19 protein-coding genes are annotated in these 17,780 nt (G+C 72.3%); 9 read left to right on the top strand and 10 right to left on the bottom strand.

Going from position 1 to position 17,780, the window contains the following annotated elements:
* The coding region (gene scy / locus IE172_RS11085) for a polarized growth protein Scy (RefSeq protein ID WP_229885947.1) at positions 1-2,673 on the bottom strand (2,673 nt) is incomplete at its 3' end.
* Between the two features lie 227 nt (positions 2,674-2,900).
* Positions 2,901-3,341 carry a methylmalonyl-CoA epimerase gene (gene mce, locus IE172_RS11080; protein WP_190097001.1) on the bottom strand — a complete coding sequence of 147 codons (441 nt, stop codon included), beginning with the start codon at positions 3,339-3,341 and terminating at the stop codon, positions 2,901-2,903.
* A gap of 147 nt (positions 3,342-3,488) precedes the next feature.
* On the opposite strand from mce, the gene IE172_RS11075 reads away from it, so the two are divergent.
* Both IE172_RS11075 and meaB read left to right on the top strand, forming a co-directional pair.
* Complete coding sequence (locus IE172_RS11075) at positions 3,489-4,712, top strand: acetyl-CoA C-acetyltransferase (protein ID WP_190097000.1); 1,224 nt, start codon at positions 3,489-3,491, stop codon at positions 4,710-4,712.
* A gap of 50 nt (positions 4,713-4,762) precedes the next feature.
* Positions 4,763-5,737 carry a methylmalonyl Co-A mutase-associated GTPase MeaB gene (gene meaB / locus IE172_RS11070; RefSeq protein ID WP_190096999.1) on the top strand — a complete coding sequence of 325 codons (975 nt, stop codon included), beginning with the start codon at positions 4,763-4,765 and terminating at the stop codon, positions 5,735-5,737.
* A 56-nt stretch (positions 5,738-5,793) separates the two neighbouring features.
* On the opposite strand, the gene IE172_RS11065 is transcribed toward meaB, so the two are convergent.
* Positions 5,794-6,480: a PepSY domain-containing protein gene (locus IE172_RS11065; RefSeq protein ID WP_190096998.1), complete on the bottom strand. Its 687-nt coding sequence runs from the start codon at positions 6,478-6,480 to the stop codon at positions 5,794-5,796.
* A gap of 120 nt (positions 6,481-6,600) precedes the next feature.
* Between IE172_RS11065 and IE172_RS11060 the strand changes: the two genes are divergently transcribed.
* Together IE172_RS11060 and IE172_RS11055 are read left to right on the top strand one after the other, a co-directional pair.
* Positions 6,601-7,320: a response regulator transcription factor gene (locus IE172_RS11060; RefSeq protein WP_190096997.1), complete on the top strand. Its 720-nt coding sequence runs from the start codon at positions 6,601-6,603 to the stop codon at positions 7,318-7,320.
* Positions 7,317-8,774 carry a sensor histidine kinase gene (locus IE172_RS11055; RefSeq protein WP_190096996.1) on the top strand — a complete coding sequence of 486 codons (1,458 nt, stop codon included), beginning with the start codon at positions 7,317-7,319 and terminating at the stop codon, positions 8,772-8,774. The genes IE172_RS11060 and IE172_RS11055 overlap by 4 nt, the downstream gene beginning before the upstream one ends.
* 21 nt (positions 8,775-8,795) lie before the next feature.
* Here the strand turns inward: IE172_RS11055 and IE172_RS11050 are convergent, their stop codons facing one another.
* The 4 genes from IE172_RS11050 to IE172_RS11035 all read right to left on the bottom strand — a co-directional run bounded on the left by IE172_RS11050 (position 8,796) and on the right by IE172_RS11035 (position 11,439).
* On the bottom strand, positions 8,796-9,272 hold the full coding sequence (locus IE172_RS11050; RefSeq protein WP_190096995.1) for a MarR family winged helix-turn-helix transcriptional regulator: 477 nt from the start codon (positions 9,270-9,272) through the stop codon (positions 8,796-8,798).
* Between the two features lie 97 nt (positions 9,273-9,369).
* Complete coding sequence (locus IE172_RS11045) at positions 9,370-10,158, bottom strand: AIM24 family protein (protein WP_190096994.1); 789 nt, start codon at positions 10,156-10,158, stop codon at positions 9,370-9,372.
* Positions 10,155-10,805, bottom strand: coding sequence for an AIM24 family protein (locus IE172_RS11040; protein WP_190096993.1), 651 nt, complete (start codon positions 10,803-10,805; stop codon positions 10,155-10,157). The genes IE172_RS11045 and IE172_RS11040 overlap by 4 nt, the downstream gene beginning before the upstream one ends.
* Position 10,806: 1 nt before the next feature.
* Positions 10,807-11,439 (bottom strand): AIM24 family protein, encoded by a 633-nt coding sequence (locus IE172_RS11035; RefSeq protein ID WP_190097329.1) that lies wholly within the window; start codon positions 11,437-11,439, stop codon positions 10,807-10,809.
* 204 nt (positions 11,440-11,643) lie between these two features.
* On the opposite strand from IE172_RS11035, the gene IE172_RS11030 reads away from it, so the two are divergent.
* From IE172_RS11030 to icmA, 5 genes are all read left to right on the top strand, one after another.
* Positions 11,644-11,988 carry a DUF3817 domain-containing protein gene (locus tag IE172_RS11030; RefSeq protein ID WP_190096992.1) on the top strand — a complete coding sequence of 115 codons (345 nt, stop codon included), beginning with the start codon at positions 11,644-11,646 and terminating at the stop codon, positions 11,986-11,988.
* On the top strand, positions 11,985-12,308 hold the full coding sequence (locus tag IE172_RS11025) for an MTH1187 family thiamine-binding protein (RefSeq protein ID WP_190096991.1): 324 nt from the start codon (positions 11,985-11,987) through the stop codon (positions 12,306-12,308). Before IE172_RS11030 ends, IE172_RS11025 begins: the two co-directional genes overlap by 4 nt.
* A gap of 43 nt (positions 12,309-12,351) precedes the next feature.
* Positions 12,352-12,861: a MarR family winged helix-turn-helix transcriptional regulator gene (locus tag IE172_RS11020; RefSeq protein WP_190096990.1), complete on the top strand. Its 510-nt coding sequence runs from the start codon at positions 12,352-12,354 to the stop codon at positions 12,859-12,861.
* A 43-nt stretch (positions 12,862-12,904) separates the two neighbouring features.
* On the top strand, positions 12,905-13,243 hold the full coding sequence (locus IE172_RS11015; protein WP_190096989.1) for a DUF3817 domain-containing protein: 339 nt from the start codon (positions 12,905-12,907) through the stop codon (positions 13,241-13,243).
* A gap of 85 nt (positions 13,244-13,328) precedes the next feature.
* Positions 13,329-15,029: a coenzyme B12-dependent isobutyryl-CoA mutase large subunit gene (gene icmA / locus IE172_RS11010; protein ID WP_190096988.1), complete on the top strand. Its 1,701-nt coding sequence runs from the start codon at positions 13,329-13,331 to the stop codon at positions 15,027-15,029.
* Between the two features lie 66 nt (positions 15,030-15,095).
* Here the strand turns inward: icmA and IE172_RS11005 are convergent, their stop codons facing one another.
* The 3 genes from IE172_RS11005 to IE172_RS10995 form a co-directional block, all read right to left on the bottom strand.
* On the bottom strand, positions 15,096-16,136 hold the full coding sequence (locus IE172_RS11005; protein ID WP_190096987.1) for a YeiH family protein: 1,041 nt from the start codon (positions 16,134-16,136) through the stop codon (positions 15,096-15,098).
* Positions 16,136-16,726 carry a cysteine dioxygenase family protein gene (locus IE172_RS11000; protein ID WP_190096986.1) on the bottom strand — a complete coding sequence of 197 codons (591 nt, stop codon included), beginning with the start codon at positions 16,724-16,726 and terminating at the stop codon, positions 16,136-16,138. The genes IE172_RS11005 and IE172_RS11000 overlap by 1 nt, the downstream gene beginning before the upstream one ends.
* A gap of 89 nt (positions 16,727-16,815) precedes the next feature.
* Positions 16,816-17,721, bottom strand: a complete 906-nt coding sequence (locus IE172_RS10995) for a LysR family transcriptional regulator (RefSeq protein ID WP_190096985.1) — start codon at positions 17,719-17,721, stop codon at positions 16,816-16,818.
* Positions 17,722-17,780 lie beyond the last annotated feature (59 nt).

The raw sequence follows: 17,780 nt of genomic DNA, 5'->3' as shown, positions 1-17,780 counted from the left end.
CTCGGCCTCCGCGATCGCGTCCGAGGCCTCCGTGCGCAGCCGCTGGGCGTGCTCGGACACCTCCGAGCGGATCCGCTCGGCCTCCGTGATCGCCTCGGACACGGTGCGCTCGGCCAGCGCCTTGGCGGCCTCCGACTCCTCGTGCGCCTCGCGCCGCAGCCGGCCCGCGTCCTCGCTCGCCCGCTCCCGCTCCGCGTAGGCGTCGCCGCGGACCCGGTCCGCCTCCTCCTCCGCCTCGCGGCGGGTACGCTCCGCCGCGTGGTCGGCGGCGGACCGCAGCCCGGCGATCTCCTCCTGCGCCTGCTCGTGCAGGCCCGCGACGGAGTCCCGCACCTGCTGCGCGTGCTGCTCGGCCGCCGACACCATCTCCGTGGCGCGCCGGTCCGCCTCCTCGACCAGACGTACGGCCTCGGCCTGCGCCTCCTCGACGCGCGTGCGCGCCGACGCCAGCAGCTCCTCGCTCTGCTCGCGGGCCCGCTCGCGCTCCTGGTCGGCCTCCTGCCGGGCCGCGCCGAGGAGTTCCTCGGCCTCGCGGCGCCGCCGGGCGGCCTCCTCCTGCGCGGCGGCCAGCGCCTCGGACGCCTCCGCACCGATCCGCTCGGCGGCGGCCTGCGCCTCCGCCCGCATCCGGTCGGCGCTGTCCTGCGCCTCCGCCTTCAGCCGCTCCGCCTCGGCCGCGGCCTCCGACCGCAGCCGCACGGCGACGGACTCGCCCTCCGCGCGGGACGCCGACGCGTCCGCGGCGGCCTCGTCCCGCAGCCGCTCGGCCTCCGCCTCCGCCTGCTGCCGCAGGGTACGGATCCGCTCGGCGGCCTCGGTGCGCAGCCGCTCGCCCTCCTCGGACGCCTCCCGGCGGATGCGGGCGGCCTCCTCGCGCGCCTCGCCCAGCGCCTGTTCGGCGGAGGCGAGCCGCTCCTCGGCCTCCGTGTGCAGCCGCGTCAGTTCCCCGGCCGCCTCGGCGCGACGGTCCTCGACGGCCCGCTCGGTCTCCTCGCGCAGCTCGCGCGCGGCCCGCTCGGCGTCCTCCCGGAGCGCGTCCGCCTGCTCGACGGCCTCGGCGCGGTGCCGCTCGGCCTCCTTGCGGGTGCGCTCCAGCGTCTCCTCGGCCTGCCGGCGCAGCGTCGTGGCCCGCTCGATGGCCTCGGTGCGGACCTTCTCGCTGTCCGTCTGCGCGGTGGACCGCAGTTCGTCGGCGTCCGCCTTCGCCTTGGCGAGCAGCTCCTCGGCGGACTTCGCCGCCTCCTCGATCTGCGCCACGGCCTCCTTGCGGGCCTCCGCGCGGATCTTCTCGCCCTCGGCGACCGCGTCGGCGCGCAGCTGCTCGGCCTCGCCGCGCAGCCGGCGCGCCTCCTCCTGCAGCTCGACCGTCTTGGCGCGGTACTCCTTGGTGTCGTCCTTCGCCGCGCCCTTGAGCTGCGCGGCGATGTCGTGCGCCTCCGCCCGCAGCCGGTCCGCCTCGGCCTCGGCCTCCCTGCGGATCCGCTCGGCCTCCTCGGCCGCCGCCCTGGTGGTCTGCTTGGCGTCCTCCGACGCCTTGTTGAGCACGTCCTCGGCGGTCTTGGCCGCCTTGGACAGCTGGGTGGCGGACTCCTCCGCGGTGAGCGTGCGGGCCTTCTCCGCGGCCTCGGCGACGATCTTCTCGGCCTCCGCGCGGGCGTCGGCGACCAGCTGCTCGGCGTCCGCCTTGGTGGTCTCCGCCTCCTTGGTGGCCTCGCTGACCAGCCGCGCCACCTGCTCCTTGGCGGTGCGCGTACGGGTCTCGTTGGCGGACTCGGCGGAGGAGATCGCCTTGGCGGCGGCCTCCTTCGCCTCGGCGAGGACCTTCTCCGCCTCGGAGCGCGCCTCGCGCAGCGCGGTCTCGGCCTCCGCCATGCGCCGCTCGGCCGCCTTGGCGAGGTCCTGCGCCTCACGGCGCGCCGACTCCGACTCGGTCGCCGTGGACGTCCGCAGCTGCTCGGCGTGGTCGGTGGCCTCCTGCGCCTGCGTGGACGCGGCGTTCAGCAGCCGCTCGGCGTCCGTGCGGGCCCGGCGCAGCAACTGCTCGGCCTCCGCGCGGGCCGACTCGGCCTCGCTCTGCAGCCGCTGGCGGGCCTCGGACGTCAGCCGCTCCGCCTCCGCGCGGGCGGCGGCGATGGCCTGCTCCCGCTCCGCGCGGGTCTCCTCCATGAGCCGGCGGGCCTGCTCCTCGGTGCGGGCCCGCAGCTGCTCCGCCCACGACACGTTCTCGTTGACGTGCGACTCGACGGTCTGCCGGCGCTCGGCGAGCTCCTGGTCGAGCTGCTGGCGCCGGGCCACCGCCTCCTGGTGCAGCTCCGCCTGGAGCCGGGCCGCCTGCTCCGCGTGCTCCTGGAGGATGCGCTGGGTCTGCGCCCGCGCCTGGCTGAGCTCCCGCTCGGCGTCCGCGCGCAGCTGGTCGGCCTGCATCTGCGCGTTGCGCAGCATCTGCTCGGCCTGGTAGCCGATGTCACCGCCGTCGTAGGCGGGCCGGGACATGATGGTGCGCCGCGCCTCGTGCAGCTTGGCGCGCAGCACCTCGACCTGGTAGCCGAGGTCCTCGGCGTGCTGGATCGCCTTTTCCCGCTCGGTCTTCAGCCGCTTCATCTCGGCTTCGAACCGAGAGAGGTGGTCGACGTCAGCCGCCGGCTCTCGCTCCTGGCTCTCGTAGCCCCGCACTGCGCGGTCCCATCCGTCCCCTGGTCGCAAGTCTGGCCGAGCTCCGTCCAACCGCCGAACGGGGCCCCCGGGGAATGGTGTCAGATCAACGGCGGAGCATGGGCCGCTGCCCCGCGCTCGCCCCCCGAAAACCGGACCCCGGCGATCCCGTCGCCAAAGACGACGGGAAGGTCGCCACGGATCGAGCGGCGACCGGACCCAACCCTACCGGCCCTTATGTACGTGGGTCAGTGCTCGGACGACTCAACAGGCGCTGAAGTGACGAGTTCTGTCAGTACGCCATGGCAGTCCTTGGGGTGCAGGAAGGTGATCCGTGACCCCATGGAGCCGCGCCGGGGCTCTTCGTACAGAACGCGTACGCCCTTGTCCTTGATACCGGCCGCGTCCGCGTCCACATCCGCCGTACCGAAAGCGATGTGGTGCACCCCCTCGCCGTTCTTGGCGAGCCACTTGGCTACGGTGGAGTCCTCCCGGGTGGGTTCGAGGAGCTGCAGGTAGGAGGCACCGCCGTCCGAGGTGTCGTTGATCTTGAGCATGGCCTCGCGCACGCCCTGCTCCTCGTTGACCTCCGAGTGGAACACCTCGAAGCCGTACGTGGTCCGGTAGAACTCCACCGTCCTGTCCAGGTCGAAGCAGGCGATCCCGATGTGGTCGATTCGCGTCAGCATGGTTTCAGTGGAGCGCCCACCGGGCGGTTACGCAACGTGCGCGCGATCACACCGAAAGGCCGATGACGGGGTCCACCGCACGTCAGTACATTCGAAGTAAACCCTCGTTCACTCCTCGGCTGTGCAGCCGGAAGGGGATCGCAGCTCATGTCTTCCGCAACTTCCGCATCATCCGCAACGAACGGCACGACCTCCGTCATCGTCGCGGGCGCCCGCACCCCCATGGGTCGGCTGCTCGGCTCGCTGAAGTCCTTCTCCGGAGCCGACCTCGGCGGCTTCGCGATCAAGGCCGCCCTGGACCGTGCGGGGATCGGCGGCGACCAGGTCCAGTACGTGATCATGGGCCAGGTGCTCCAGGCCGGGGCGGGGCAGATCCCGGCCCGCCAGGCGGCCGTCAAGGCCGGCATCCCGATGAACGTCCCGGCGCTCACCATCAACAAGGTGTGCCTCTCCGGCCTCGACGCCATCGCGCTGGCCGACCAGCTGATCCGCGCCGGCGAGTTCGACGTGGTCGTCGCCGGCGGCCAGGAGTCCATGACCAACGCCCCGCACCTGCTGCCGAAGTCCCGCGAGGGCTACAAGTACGGCGCGGTGCAGATGATCGACGCCATGGCGCACGACGGTCTGACCGACTCCTTCGAGAACATCGCGATGGGCGAGTCGACCGAGAAGCACAACACCCGTCTGGGCATCGCCCGTCCGGAGCAGGACGAGATCGCCGCCCTGTCCCACCAGCGGGCCGCCGCCGCGCAGAAGAACGGCATCTACGAGGCCGAGATCACCCCGGTCGAGATCCCGCAGCGCAAGGGCGACCCGGTCCTGTTCAGCAAGGACGAGGGCATCCGCGGCGACACCACCGCCGAGTCCCTCGGCAGGCTGCGTCCCGCGTTCGCCAAGGACGGCACCATCACCGCCGGTTCCTCCTCGCAGATCTCGGACGGCGCGGCGGCCGTGGTCGTGATGAGCAAGGCCAAGGCGCAGGAGCTGGGTCTGGACTGGATCGCCGAGATCGGCGCCCACGGCAACGTGGCCGGACCCGACAACTCCCTCCAGTCGCAGCCGTCCAACGCGATCCGGCACGCGCTGAAGAAGGAAGGACTGGAGGTCTCCGACCTCGACCTCATCGAGATCAACGAGGCCTTCGCCGCGGTCGCCGTCCAGTCAATGAAGGACCTGGGTGTTTCCACCGAAAAGGTGAACGTCAACGGGGGTGCCATCGCCCTCGGTCACCCGATCGGCATGTCCGGCGCGCGGCTCGTGCTGCACCTGGCGCTGGAGCTGAAGCGGCGCGGCGGCGGCGTCGGCGCGGCGGCGCTGTGCGGTGGCGGCGGTCAGGGCGACGCGCTGATCGTGCGGGTGCCCAAGGCCTGAGCCGGGCCTCCCGGCGGTGTGCTGATTTCCCTCTCGTGAACGGAGCTGTGATGCAGGACGTCTCCTCGCTGGTCGCCCAGGCCAGGGAAGGCAGGCCACGGGCCGTGGCCCGGCTGATCTCCCTGGTGGAGGGGGCGTCCCCGCAGCTCAGGGAGGTGATGGCGGCCCTGGCGCCGCTCACCGGCAACGCGTACGTGGTGGGCCTCACCGGCTCCCCGGGCGTCGGCAAGTCCACCTCGACGTCGGCCCTGGTGACCGCGTACCGCAAGCAGGACAAGCGGGTCGGCGTCCTGGCCGTCGACCCGTCCTCGCCCTTCTCCGGGGGTGCCCTGCTCGGTGACCGCGTCCGCATGTCGGAGCACGCCTCCGACCCGGGCGTCTACATCCGCTCCATGGCCACCCGCGGCCACCTGGGCGGTCTCGCCTGGGCCGCCCCCCAGGCCATCCGCGTCCTGGACGCGGCGGGCTGCGACGTGATCCTCGTCGAGACGGTGGGCGTGGGCCAGTCGGAGGTGGAGATCGCCTCCCAGGCCGACACCTCCGTGGTCCTGCTGGCCCCCGGCATGGGCGACGGCATCCAGGCCGCCAAGGCCGGGATCCTGGAGATCGGCGACGTCTACGTCGTCAACAAGGCCGACCGCGACGGCGCCGACGCCACGGCCCGCGAGCTGAACCACATGCTCGGCCTCGGCGAGTCCCGCGCGCCGGGCGACTGGCGCCCCCCGATCGTCAAGACGGTCGCCGCCCGCCAGGAGGGCGTCGACGAGGTCGTCGAGGCCCTGGAGAAGCACCGCGCCTGGATGGAGGAGCACGGCGTCCTGACGACCCGCCGCCTGGCCCGCGCCTCCCGCGAGGTCGAGACCATCGCCGTCACCGCCCTGCGCGAACGCATCGGCGACCTCCACGGCGACCGCCGCCTGGACGCGCTCGCGGAACGCATCATCGCCGGCGACCTCGACCCGTACCGGGCGGCGGACGAACTGGTGACGGGGCTGACCTCGACCGACCAGCCGTCCGGCGGCTGACGAAAGGGAAGGGGCGGCGGGGGCGAGGACATCCCCCCGCCGCTCCACCACATCGGTCAGTCGTCGTCCGAGTCGTCGTCCCGGTCGGCGGTGACCTTGCCGTTCCTCAGGTCCACCCGCCAGTCCCTGTCGTCGTCGCCGGAGCCGGTGCGCGTCTCGGCCTCCCAGCCCCGGTCGTCGTCGTCATCGAGCTCCAGGGAGACCACCGTCCCCTTGGCGGCCGCCGCCTTCGCGGCCTGCTCGGCGGTCACCGAAGCGCCCTTCAGCGCGGCCCGCACCTCGTCGGCGTCGTCCTCGTCGTCCTTCTCGGCGCCCAGCACCTTGCCGGTCCCCGGGTCGACGCGCACGCTGCGCCAGTCGTCGCCCTTGCCGAGGACGTCGACCTCCCAGGCGCCGTCGTCCAGCTCGGCGGAGACGGCCGTGCCCGGGGTGTGCTTCAGCGCGGCGGCGACGGCGTCGGCGGCGGTCACGTCACCGGAGGCGCCGCGGTCGCCGCGGTCGTCGTCATGTCCGTCGGCGTCGCGCCCGTCCTCGTCGCGGTCGTCCCGGTCGTCGCCGCGGCTGTCGTCGCGGTCGTCCCGGCCGTCGTCGTCCCGTGCGTCGTCGTCCCCCGCCCGCGACTCCGTCCGCGCCACCGGCGAGGACCCGCCGTCGTCGTCCCCCGAGACCGCGAGGGCCGTCGCGGTCCCCCCGCCGACCAGGGCCGCGGCCGTGACGACGGCGATCACGATGTTGCGCTTCATGTGGGTTCCTCCCGGGTCGCTGCGTTTCGCGCTGTACGCCATCAATCTCGCGGACCGACGCTGAGAGGAACCTGAAGCCGCCTGAAGCGATCTTCAGGTTCGCTTTGCGACCCTTGGCCCATGTGTCCGCCCGTCTCCCACCACCACCCCGCCGGAGGCGCCCCGCGCCGCCCCTTCCGACTCCTGATCGTGGAGGACGAGAAACGCCTCGCCCTCTCCCTGGCCAAGGGCCTGACCGCCGAGGGCTACGCCGTGGACGTCGTCCACGACGGCCGGGAGGGACTGCACCGGGCCACGGAGGGCACGTACGACCTGCTGATCCTCGACATCATGCTGCCCGGCATGAACGGCTACCGCGTCTGCGCCGCCCTGCGCGCCGCCGGACACGACGTGCCGATCCTGATGCTCACCGCCAAGGACGGCGAGTACGACGAGGCCGAGGGCCTGGACACGGGCGCCGACGACTACCTCACCAAGCCGTTCTCGTACGTCGTCCTCGTCGCCAGGGTCAAGGCGCTGCTGCGCCGCCGGCGGGGTGCCGGGGGCTCCCCGGTCCATGTGCACGGGGACCTCAAGGTGGACACCGCCGCCCGCCGGGTGTTCCTCGGCGAGGAGGAGGTGACGCTGACGGCCAAGGAGTTCTCGGTGCTGGAGCACCTGGTGCTGCGGGCCGGCGAGGTGGTCTCCAAGGCCGACATCCTGGAGCACGTCTGGGACTTCGCCTACGAGGGCGATCCCAACATCGTGGAGGTCTACGTCAGCGCCCTGCGCCGCAAACTGCGCGCCGGCCTCATCCGTACGGTGCGCGGTGCCGGCTACCGGCTGGAGACGGCGCCGTGAGCCGCCTGTTCGGCTCGGTCCGCGCGCGGGCGACGCTCGCCGCCACCCTCGTCGTCGCGGTGGCCCTCGTCGCGGCCGGCACCGCCGTCCTGATGTCGCTGCGCTCCAATCTGATCGGCGAGGCGGGCACCCAGGCGGAGCAGTCCGCGCGGGCGGTCGCCGCCGAACTCGCCGCCCGGACGCCGTACGACCAGCTCTCCGGGCTGGACGGCGACGACAGGCCGGTGCAGGTCGTCGACCAGGACGGCACGCTCGTCGCGGCCTCCGAGGACCTGCAACGGATCGACGGCACGGCGACGACCGAGGTGACGCCCCGCCCGTCGGCACCCGGTGACGACGATGACGACCCCGGCCGTCCCGGCGACTCCGACGACGCGGACGACTCCGACGGTGACTCCGACGACGACTCCGGCGCCGGGCCGGCGCCCGGAGAGATCGGCAGCGGAACGACCTTCAGCAACGGCTCGGCGACGATCGACGGCGACGCCGAGGACTACCGTTTCGCCGCCGTGGACGTGGGGACCGCCGACGGGGGCCGTCTGACGGTCACCGCGGGTGCTCCGCTCGCCGCCGAGCACAGTGCGGTGGACACCACGCTGACGGGCATGCTCATCGGCCTGCCCCTGCTGCTCGGCGTCGTCGCCGGGGTGACCTGGCTGGTCACCGGCCGGGCCCTGCGGCCGGTGGAGGGCATCCGCCGGGAGATGGCCGCGATCACCGCCTCCGAGGACCTCACCCGCCGTGTCCCCGAACCGGCGACGCACGACGAGATCGCCCGCCTGGCCAGCACCACCAACGAGACCCTCGCCGCCCTGGAGGCGTCCGTGGAGCGCCAGCGGCGGTTCGTCGCCGACGCCTCGCACGAGCTGCGCAGCCCCATCGCCTCCCTGCGCACCCAGCTGGAGGTGGCGGCCGCCCACCCCGAGCTCCTCGACGTGGACGGCGCGGTGGAGGACACCGTGCGGCTCCAGCGCCTCGCCGCCGATCTGCTGCTGCTCGCCCGGCTGGACGCGGGGGAGCGGCCCGCCGACGCCCGGGTCGACCTCGCGGCGATGGCGCGCGAGGAGGCCGCGGGACGTACCGGCGTGACGGTGGACGCGGTACCCGCGGAGGTCACGGGCTCGCGGGGGCAGCTCGGACGCGTCCTCGCCAACCTGCTGGACAACGCCGGGCGGCACGCCCGCGAGCGGGTCACCGTGACCGTGCGGCGGGAGGGCGCCCTGGCGGTGCTCGCGGTGGCCGACGACGGCGAGGGGGTGGCGGAGGCGGACCGGGAGCGGATCTTCGAACGGTTCGTCCGGCTGGACGCGGCCCGCAGCCGTGACGACGGCGGCGCCGGACTCGGCCTCGCGATCGCGAGGGACGTCGCCGTACGGCACGGAGGAACGCTCACGGCGGGCACGGCGCCGGCAGGCGGAGCCCTGTTCGAACTCCGCCTGCCGCTCGCCGGCTGAGGCCGGAGGGGACCGGGGGCGTCAGGGACGCCCCCGCTGCCCCCGCAGGTGCTCGGCGATGGGCTTGAGGGCCTTGTCGAGCTCGGTGAGCGCCTCGGGCGAGAGCAGGTCGATGAAGTGTCTGCGCACGGACGCCACGTGGTGCGGCGCGACCTTCCGCATGGTCTCCAGACCGTGCTCGGTGAGGACCGCGTACAGGCCCCGGCGGTCGGACTCGCAGTTCTCCCGCCGGACCAGGTCCGCGTTCTCCATGCGGGTGATCTGGTGGGACAGCCGGCTCTTGGACTGCATGGTGGCGGAGGCGAGGTCGCTCATCCGCATCCGCCGGTCCTCGGACTCGGACAGATTCACCAGGATCTCGTAGTCGTTCATTGTCAGGCCGAACGGCTGGAGGTCCTTCTCGAGCTGGTACGTCAACAGCCTGTTGACCTCCAGGTGGGTGCGCCAGGCGCACTGCTCCGCATTGGTCAGCCAGCGGGTGGCCGTCTCGGTCTCCATGAATGAAGTCTACCTAAGAAAGTTGAAAGACGAACTAATGAGGCTTTCGAGTGACATCACGTGCAGGCGTTCGATGTCACACCCCGCACATTACCGCTCACAGTCCGAAGCGGCGCTGGAGGTCTCCCAGTTGTCCGGGAAGGCGCGGTGCGCCTCCCGGCTGCCCCTGCCCGCCCCCGGGCACCCCCGGCTCGGCCGGGGGGACCCCCGTGGCCTGCTCCGTCATCAGTGCCTCGGACGACTGCAGCAGCACCGTGCCCGCCCCGACGAACTCGAACTGGTGCTCCTCGCCGGAGGCCCCGCCCAGGCCGGTCATCGCACGTAGACCGCCCATCACGCCGGTCAGGTACCCGTGGTCGTAGTGATGGCACGGGGACGGGCAGTCCGCCCAGCCGACCAGCGCCTGCGGGTCCACCCGGATCGGAGGCTCCATGAAGACCACCGGACCGTTGGAGGCGGCCACGAACTTTCCGGTTCCGATCAGCGTCAGAAAACCCGGCACGATCGACTGCTTCAGCGACAGACTTGGCTGAAAAGCTAGCAAGTTGCCCGAGCGAATGGTCAGGTTGCCGTCCTCGAGGTCGTACGCGTTCACATCGAAGGCCCGGTCGGCGAGGAGCATCTTGCCGGAGCCCTCCGCCACGACCCAGTCGCTCGCGTGCAGAGGCGAATGGAACGACGTGCGGACAAGTCGGTCGAGTCGCCCGTGCCCGATGCCGTTGAAGTCGATCGACCCGTAGTAGGCGATCATCTTCCCCTTCTGCATGAACCACTGGGTGCCCTTGAGCTCCACGCAGAAGGTGTAGTGATCGACGTTGTCGTCGGCGGGCAGCGTCGTCGGGTCGTGGACCACGGGTCCGGCGGCCGGCGTTCCGTACGTGCTCACAGCTTCTCCTCCGACGCCTGGACGTACACGGCACCGCTGCCGCTCAGCTCCAGCTGGAAGGCCTCGCCGGAGCCGCGGCCCACCATGTCCCGCCAGCCGAGGGCGGTGGACAGCTTGTTGCGCACGTCGCCGTGGTGGGCGACGTAGGCCTGCGGGTCGACGCGGACCGGGCGCTGCGGGGTGATCGGGACCTCGATCACCCCTCCGTGCGCCATCACGGCGACCGAGCCGTGCCCCTTCAGCGTCGTCGTGAACAGCCCCTGTCCGGAGACCTGCCCCCGGACCATGCCCATCACCCCGCCCTGGGAGCCGAGGAACACCGTGCCCTGCTCCAGCGTGCCCTCGAAGGCGAGCAGCCGGTCGGCCTCCACGTACAGCGTGTCGCCGGAGAGGTCGATCACCTGGATGTGGTGGCCGCCGTGCCCGAACAGGACGGTGCCGCTGCCCTCGACGGTCATCAGGGGCGTGTCCTCGCCCGCGGCCCGCCGTCCGATCATCGACATCACCCCGCCCTGCCCGCCGCGCAGGTTCGGGGTGAAGGCGACCTCCCCCTTGTAGGCGAGCATCGCGCCGCGCTGACTGAACAGCCGCCGGCCGGGCGTCACGGTGGCCTCGATCATCTTGGAGTTGATCTCCCGGAAGCCCATCTCAGACGTCCCCCGCGATGGTGTTGCGCTCACTGGGCTGGACGTAGACCACCCCGTCGCCCTCGAACCGGATCTGGAAGGCCTCGCCGCCGCCCTCGCCCATCAGTGTGCGGAAGGTCACACCCGACTGGAACGACTGCCGCAGGTTCCCCTGGTGGGCCACGTAGGCGCCCGGGTCGACCGTCAGCGGGTACTGCGGGCCGACCCGCAGCAGCACGGCCGGCCCGTCCGACAGGATCGCCGCCTGGCCGTGGCCCTCGATCGTGGTCGTGAACAGCCCGTTGCCCTGGGAGGCCCCGCGCAGCCCGGTGAACGTGGTCCCGGTGCGCAGCCCGGCGTCCGCCGCCAGCAGGTTGCCGGCCTCCACGCAGAGCTTGTCGCCGCGCAGCCCCACCAGGTTGATCTCGGAGGCGCGGTCCGCGAAGAAGCAGGTCCCGTGCCCCTTCACCTCCATCAGCGTCATCTGCTCGCCCGTGAGCCTGCGGGTCACCATCCCCCGCAGGCCCTCACCACCACCGCTGAGCTTCTTGAAGGCCATCTCGCCGTCGTACGCGACCATGGAGCCGTTCTTCGCCTTCACGGCATCCCCGGTCATGTCGACGGCGAGCACCTTGCTGCTCTGAAGTCGGAACATCGCCACGGTTGCGACGGTAGTCGCCCCTTTGCCCCGACGAACAGATCCCGGGGCCCGAGTCGTCCCCGGATCCGCACCCTGAAGGACCCTGAGGACCCGCTCCTTCGACCCCGTACGGGGTTTGCCACAATGGACGCGCTTGTGCGTGTGTTCACAAGCCGTCCGAACCGTCGACGCCGACGTCTCTCCCACCGAAGGTGACCCGTGGACATCAAGACCGCCTCCGCCCTCCGCCGCCTCCGCCTGGTCTCGGGCCCCGAAGCGATCTCCTTCCTGCTGCTGCTCGTCTGCTCGGTCCTGAAGCGGACCACCGACTTCAACGCCGTCCCGGTGATGGGTGCGGTCCACGGCTTCCTCTTCGTTCTCTACGTGCTCTTCTGGGCCGACGCCTGGAACCGTGCCAAGTGGCCGCTGAAGACCGCCGCCTTCTACTTCCTGATGTCGGTCCTGCCCGTCGGCGGCTTCTTCGCCGAGCGCCGGCTCAAGCGCGAGGCCGACGACGCGGTGATCGCCTCCCGCGCCCGCACCGAGGGAGTCGTGAACGCGTGATCGTCGCCTTCTCGGTGACACCGCTCGGCGTCGGCGAGGACGTGGGGGAGTACGTCGCCGACGCCGTGCGCGTGGTCCGTGAATCCGGGCTGCCCCACCGCACCGACGCCATGTTCACCTCGCTGGAGGGCGACTGGGACGAGGTCATGGACGTGGTCAGGCGTGCCGTGGCCGCCGTGGAGGCGCGCGCCCCGCGCGTGTCCGTCGTCCTCAAGGCCGACATCCGCCCGGGTGTGACGGACGGCCTCACGTCGAAGGTGGAGACGGTCGAACGGCACCTCGCGGACCGTCCGCCGCGGACCGCGCGGACCGATGAGTGAGACAGGGCTGACCGACATATGACCGGCCGGTAGGGTCTGAGCCGTGCCGAAGCCGCTCAGTCTCTCCTTCGACCCCATCGCCCGCGCCGACGAGCTCTGGAAGCAGCGCTGGGGCAGCGTGCCGTCGATGGCCGCGATCACCTCGGTCATGCGCGCGCACCAGATCCTGCTGGCCGAGGTCGACGCGGTGGTCAAGCCGTACGGGCTCACGTTCGCGCGGTACGAGGCGCTGGTGCTGCTGACCTTCTCCAAGTCGGGCGAGCTGCCGATGTCGAAGATCGGCGAGCGGCTCATGGTGCACCCCACGTCGGTGACGAACACCGTGGACCGCCTGGTGAAGTCGGGTCTGGTCGCCAAGCGCCCCAACCCCAACGACGGCCGCGGCACCCTCGCCACCATCACCGACAAGGGCCGCGAGGTGGTCGAGTCGGCCACCCGCGACCTGATGGCGATGGACTTCGGCCTGAGTGCCTACGACGCCGAGGAGTGCGGCGAACTCTTCGCCATCCTGCGGCCGCTGAGGGTGGCGGCGGGGGACTTCGACGCGGACTGACCCCGGCCGGGATCTCGCCGGACGGCCGGTTACGCTCGATGGCATGAAGAAGAGCGTGTTCACCCGCTACCGGGTCATGGCCTACGTCACCGGTGTTCTCCTCGTCGCGCTGACCTTCGGCATGATCGGCAAGTACGTGCTCGACCTGGGTGGCGCGGCCGACTTCACGCAGGTGGTCAGCATCGCGCACGGCTGGCTCTACGTGGTCTACCTGATCTTCGCCTTCGACCTCGGCTCCAAGCTGAAGTGGCCGGTGAAGAAGCAGCTCTGGGTGCTGCTGGCCGGCACCGTCCCCACGGCCGCGTTCTTCGTGGAGCGCAGGATCAGTCGCGAGCTGGAGGGCACGATCGCGGACGAGGCCCCCGCGGTCGCCAAGGCCTGACGTTTTCCCAGGTCACCGCCGTACGGAGTAGCGTGCGGCGGGTTGCCGTCGACATTTACTTGGACGTCCTAGTAAATTCGGGGGTATGGACGCTGACGCCATCGACGAGGGCCGCCGACGCTGGCAGGCCCGGTATGACGCCGCGCGGAAGCGCGACGCGGATTTCACCACGCTCTCCGGCGATCCCGTGGAGCCGGTGTACGGACCCCGGACCGGGGACACCTATGAGGGCTTCGAGCGGATCGGCTGGCCGGGGGAGTACCCCTTCACCCGCGGGTTGTATCCGACGGGCTACCGGGGGCGGACGTGGACCATCCGGCAGTTCGCCGGGTTCGGCAACGCCGAGCAGACCAACGAGCGCTACAAGATGATCCTCGGCAACGGCGGGGGCGGGCTCTCCGTCGCCTTCGACATGCCGACGCTCATGGGCCGCGACTCCGACGACCCGCGCTCGCTCGGTGAGGTCGGTCACTGCGGGGTGGCGATCGACTCGGCGGCCGACATGGAGGTCCTGTTCAAGGACATCCCGCTCGGGGAGGTGACGACCTCCATGACGATCAGCGGGCCCGCCGTGCCCGTCTTCTGCATGTACCTCGTCGCCGCCGAGCGCCAGGGCGTCGACCCGGGCGTGCTCAACGGCACGCTGCAGACGGACATCTTCAAGGAGTACATCGCGCAGAAGGAGTGGCTCTTCCAGCCCGAGCCGCACCTGCGCCTCATCGGCGACCTGATGGAGCACTGCGCGGCGGGCATTCCCGCCTACAAGCCGCTCTCCGTCTCCGGCTACCACATCCGCGAGGCCGGGGCGACGGCCGCGCAGGAGCTCGCCTACACCCTCGCGGACGGCTTCGGGTACGTGGAGCTGGGGCTCAGCCGCGGGCTCGACGTGGACGTCTTCGCACCCGGGCTGTCCTTCTTCTTCGACGCGCACGTCGACTTCTTCGAGGAGATCGCCAAGTTCCGCGCGGCCCGGCGGATCTGGGCCCGCTGGATGCGGGACGTGTACGGCGCCGAGAGCGACAAGGCGCAGTGGCTGCGCTTCCACACCCAGACCGCCGGTGTCTCGCTGACCGCGCAGCAGCCGTACAACAACGTCGTGCGGACCGCCGTCGAGGCGCTGGCCGCCGTCCTCGGCGGGACCAACTCGCTGCACACCAACGCCCTCGACGAGACCCTGGCGCTGCCCAGCGAGCAGGCCGCCGAGATCGCCCTGCGCACCCAGCAGGTGCTGATGGAGGAGACCGGCGTCGGCAACGTCGCGGACCCGCTGGGCGGTTCGTGGTACGTCGAGCAGCTCACCGACCGCATCGAGGCGGACGCCGAGAAGATCTTCGAGCAGATCAAGGAGCGGGGCCTGCGCGCCCACCCGGACGGCAGGCACCCGATCGGGCCGATCACCTCCGGCATCCTGCGCGGCATCGAGGACGGCTGGTTCACCGGCGAGATCGCCGAGTCCGCGTTCCGCTACCAGCAGGCGCTGGAGAAGGGCGACAAGCGGGTCGTGGGCGTCAACGTCCACACCGGATCGGTCACCGGCGACCTGGAGATCCTGCGGGTCAGCCACGAGGTGGAGCGCGAGCAGGTGCGGCTGCTGGGCGAACGCAAGGCTCGGCGGGACGACGCGAAGGTGCGCGGCGCGCTGGACACCATGGTCGCCGCGGCGCGCTCCGGCGCCAACATGATCGAGCCGATGCTCGACGCCGTACGCGCGGAGGCGACCCTCGGCGAGATCTGCGGCGTCCTGCGCGACGAGTGGGGCGTGTACACGGAGCCCCCCGGCTTCTGACCCCCGGCCGCCCGGCGGGCACCGTGTCCACGGACACGGTGCCCGCCGGACCCGTATGCGGCCGGCTCAGCCGGAGAGCAGCAGCACGCCCCCGTACGACAGGCCCGCCACGGTCACCCACGCGCACAGGCCGAGCACCGCCACGCGGCCGCCCGTGCGGGCCAGGGCGGGCAGGTCGACCGCGCTGCCCAGGCCGAACAGGGCGGCGGCCAGGAGGAGTTCCTGGACCGTGTGGGCCGTGTCGAGGGCCGCCTGCGGCAGCAGGCCCGTGCTGCGCAGCGTCACGGCGGCCAGGAAACCGACGACGAACAGCGGCACGAGGGGCACCCTGGGCGCGCCCGCGGCCCGGGCCCGCCCGCGCCGGACGCCCAGGGCGACCGCGGCGACGATCGGGGCGAGCAGGGCCACCCGCATCAGCTTCACCAGCACCGCCTCCCCGAGCGCCGCACCTCCCGCGGTCTGGGCCGTGGCGACCACCTGCCCGACGTCGTGCACGCTCGCTCCGGCCCAGCGGCCGAACTCCGCGTCGGACAGGCCGAGTACGCCCTGCAGCAGGGGCAGCACCGCGATGGCGAGGGTTCCGCAGAGGGTCACCAGGGCGACCGAGGTGGCGGCGTCCCGTTCGTCGCTGCCCCGCGCCTCGCCCACCGCGCCGATCGCGGACGCCCCGCACACCGCGTACCCGGCGGCGATCAGCAGCGGCTGGTCGCCGGGCAGCCCCAGCCGTCGGCCGAGCCACCAGGTGCCCAGCAGGGTGAACGTCACCACGCCGACGACCATCAGGACGGTGCCCCAGCCCAGCGCGCGGATGTCGTCGAAGGCGAGATTCAGCCCGAGGAGCACGATCCCGGCCCGCATCAGCCGCCTGCCCGCGTACGACAGCCCCGGCCGCGCCGTGGTCCGTACGAGGGTGCGCAGCCGGGGCAGGTGCGCGGCCGCGACGCCGAGCACGACGGCGGCGGTGAGCATCGGGACGCCCGGCAGGAGCCGGTGCACCGACCAGGCGAGGGCCACGCCCAGCACCGCCAGGGCGAGGCCGGGCCGGCGGGCCGGGGCCGGGCGGCCGGGCGCCGCCGGCGCGGCGGACCGTTCCCTCAGCAGCGCCATCAGCGGTCGGCCGGCTGCGCGTAGACGCGGCGGACGCTGGTGCCGGAGCGGGATATGTCGGCGCCGTAGACGTGCAGGGATATCGCCGTGCCCGGCCCGCCGTTCCACACCCGGTGGATGTCGCCGGGCGGGGCGAAGCCGCAGACGTCGCCGCGTTCGCTGACCACGTCGGCGGTGGCGACCAGCCGTGCGCCGGTGCCGGGCCCGGCGGCCGGCAGCAGCCGGTAGCGCCGCTCGTGCTCCCGGCCCTCGTGGACGCCGGTGGTGCACCAGGCGATGTGGTCGTGCACGGAGGTGCCCTGGCCGGGCAGCCAGACCAGGGCGACGAGGGAGAAGCTGCCGTCGTGCTCGGCGTGCAGCAGGTGCTGCCGGTAGCGGGCGGGATCGCTCTCGCACTGCTCCGGGGTGAGCAGGTCGGGGGCGCCCAGGTGCGGGGCGAGGCACTCGCCGACGAGGTGGGCCGTGGGGTCGGGCGGCAGTCCGCGGCCGACGGTCGCCCCGATGTCCGCGATCAGGGCGGCGAGGCGTGCGGTGGGGCGCGGGGCGGTGAAGGCGCCCGGGAGGCTCGTGGCACTGGGTGCGGGAGGCATACCGGGAGCGTCGGACGGACACAGGCATTACGTCCAACGAGAGTTTCTTGGCCTTTCCCAAGCCCTGCTTATGGGTGAGGCCCGGAGGCTCAGCAGCCGTCCTTGGCGGCCCCGACCGCCTTCAGCCGGTCCAGCACCCGTGCCGCCGCCGGTATGCGCAGGTGCTCGGGCAGGACGTAGGCGGAGATCTTGCGGCGGGAGACGGGCCGGAGCGGGCGCCCGGTGACCTTGGGGTGGCGCATGAAGTTCAGGACGAGCGAGGGCAGCATGGCGACCCCCAGCCCCTCCGCGACGAGGCTCTGCACGGCGAGGTTGTCGTCGGTCATGAAGGCGATGTCGGGGACGAAACCTTCCTCCGCGCATTCGTGCAGCAGGTTGGCCCGGCAGCGCGGGCAGCCGGCGATCCAGCGCTCCCCGGCCAGATCGGTGAGCCGCACCGCCCGCCGCCGGGCCAGCGGGTGCCCGGCGGGCAGCAGCACGGTGAGCTGGTCCTCCAGGAGCGGGATTTCCACCAGCCCTTCCGGGACCTGTTCGTGCAGTCCGGGATAGGTGAACGCGAGCGAGATGTCGCACTCGCCGCGGGTCAGCCGCCGCAGCGACTCGGGCGGCTCGTTCTCCAGCAGGTCCACCCGGAGCGCGGGGTGGTCGGCCGACAGCCGGGCCAGCGCCTCCGGGACGAGCGTGGAATTGGCGCTGGGGAAGGCGCACAGCCGGACCCGTCCCGCGCGCAGCCGCGTGAGGGCGTTCATCTGCTCCCGCGCGGCGGACATGGCGTCGAGGATCGACGCGGTGTGCCGGGCCAGCGCCTCCCCGGCCTCGGTGAGCCGCAGCCCGCGGCCCACGCGGACGAACAGGGCGGAGCCGGTGTCCCGCTCCAGGGCCTTCATCTGCTGGGTGATCGCCGGCTGGGTGTAGCCGAGGGCACGTGCGGCGGCCGAGTAGGAACCGGTCCTGACCACCTCGTGGAACGTCCTGATGTGCCGGGAGTCGAACACCGGGGCATCATAAGCGGCTGTTGGGGGGCCGGTACCGCCCGCCCGCCGGGGCGGCGGCC

The sequence above is a fragment of the Streptomyces griseoflavus genome (genome assembly GCF_014649995.1).
GTDB lineage: Bacteria > Actinomycetota > Actinomycetes > Streptomycetales > Streptomycetaceae > Streptomyces > Streptomyces griseoflavus.
The sequence above is the reverse complement of the archived record's forward strand: the minus strand, read 5'-3'. Positions and strand labels throughout refer to the sequence as shown.

Coding starts and splice junctions, on each gene's coding strand:
- IE172_RS11040 (WP_190096993.1), bottom strand. CDS start 10,805: ATGGGCTTCCGGGAGATCAACTCCAAGATGATCGAGGCCACCGTGACG.
- IE172_RS11060 (WP_190096997.1), top strand. CDS start 6,601: ATGTGTCCGCCCGTCTCCCACCACCACCCCGCCGGAGGCGCCCCGCGC.
- IE172_RS11035 (WP_190097329.1), bottom strand. CDS start 11,439: ATGTTCCGACTTCAGAGCAGCAAGGTGCTCGCCGTCGACATGACCGGG.
- icmA (WP_190096988.1), top strand. CDS start 13,329: ATGGACGCTGACGCCATCGACGAGGGCCGCCGACGCTGGCAGGCCCGG.
- IE172_RS11065 (WP_190096998.1), bottom strand. CDS start 6,480: ATGAAGCGCAACATCGTGATCGCCGTCGTCACGGCCGCGGCCCTGGTC.
- IE172_RS11000 (WP_190096986.1), bottom strand. CDS start 16,726: ATGCCTCCCGCACCCAGTGCCACGAGCCTCCCGGGCGCCTTCACCGCC.
- IE172_RS11005 (WP_190096987.1), bottom strand. CDS start 16,136: ATGGCGCTGCTGAGGGAACGGTCCGCCGCGCCGGCGGCGCCCGGCCGC.
- mce (WP_190097001.1), bottom strand. CDS start 3,341: ATGCTGACGCGAATCGACCACATCGGGATCGCCTGCTTCGACCTGGAC.
- IE172_RS11050 (WP_190096995.1), bottom strand. CDS start 9,272: ATGGAGACCGAGACGGCCACCCGCTGGCTGACCAATGCGGAGCAGTGC.
- IE172_RS11015 (WP_190096989.1), top strand. CDS start 12,905: ATGAAGAAGAGCGTGTTCACCCGCTACCGGGTCATGGCCTACGTCACC.
- meaB (WP_190096999.1), top strand. CDS start 4,763: ATGCAGGACGTCTCCTCGCTGGTCGCCCAGGCCAGGGAAGGCAGGCCA.
- IE172_RS11075 (WP_190097000.1), top strand. CDS start 3,489: ATGTCTTCCGCAACTTCCGCATCATCCGCAACGAACGGCACGACCTCC.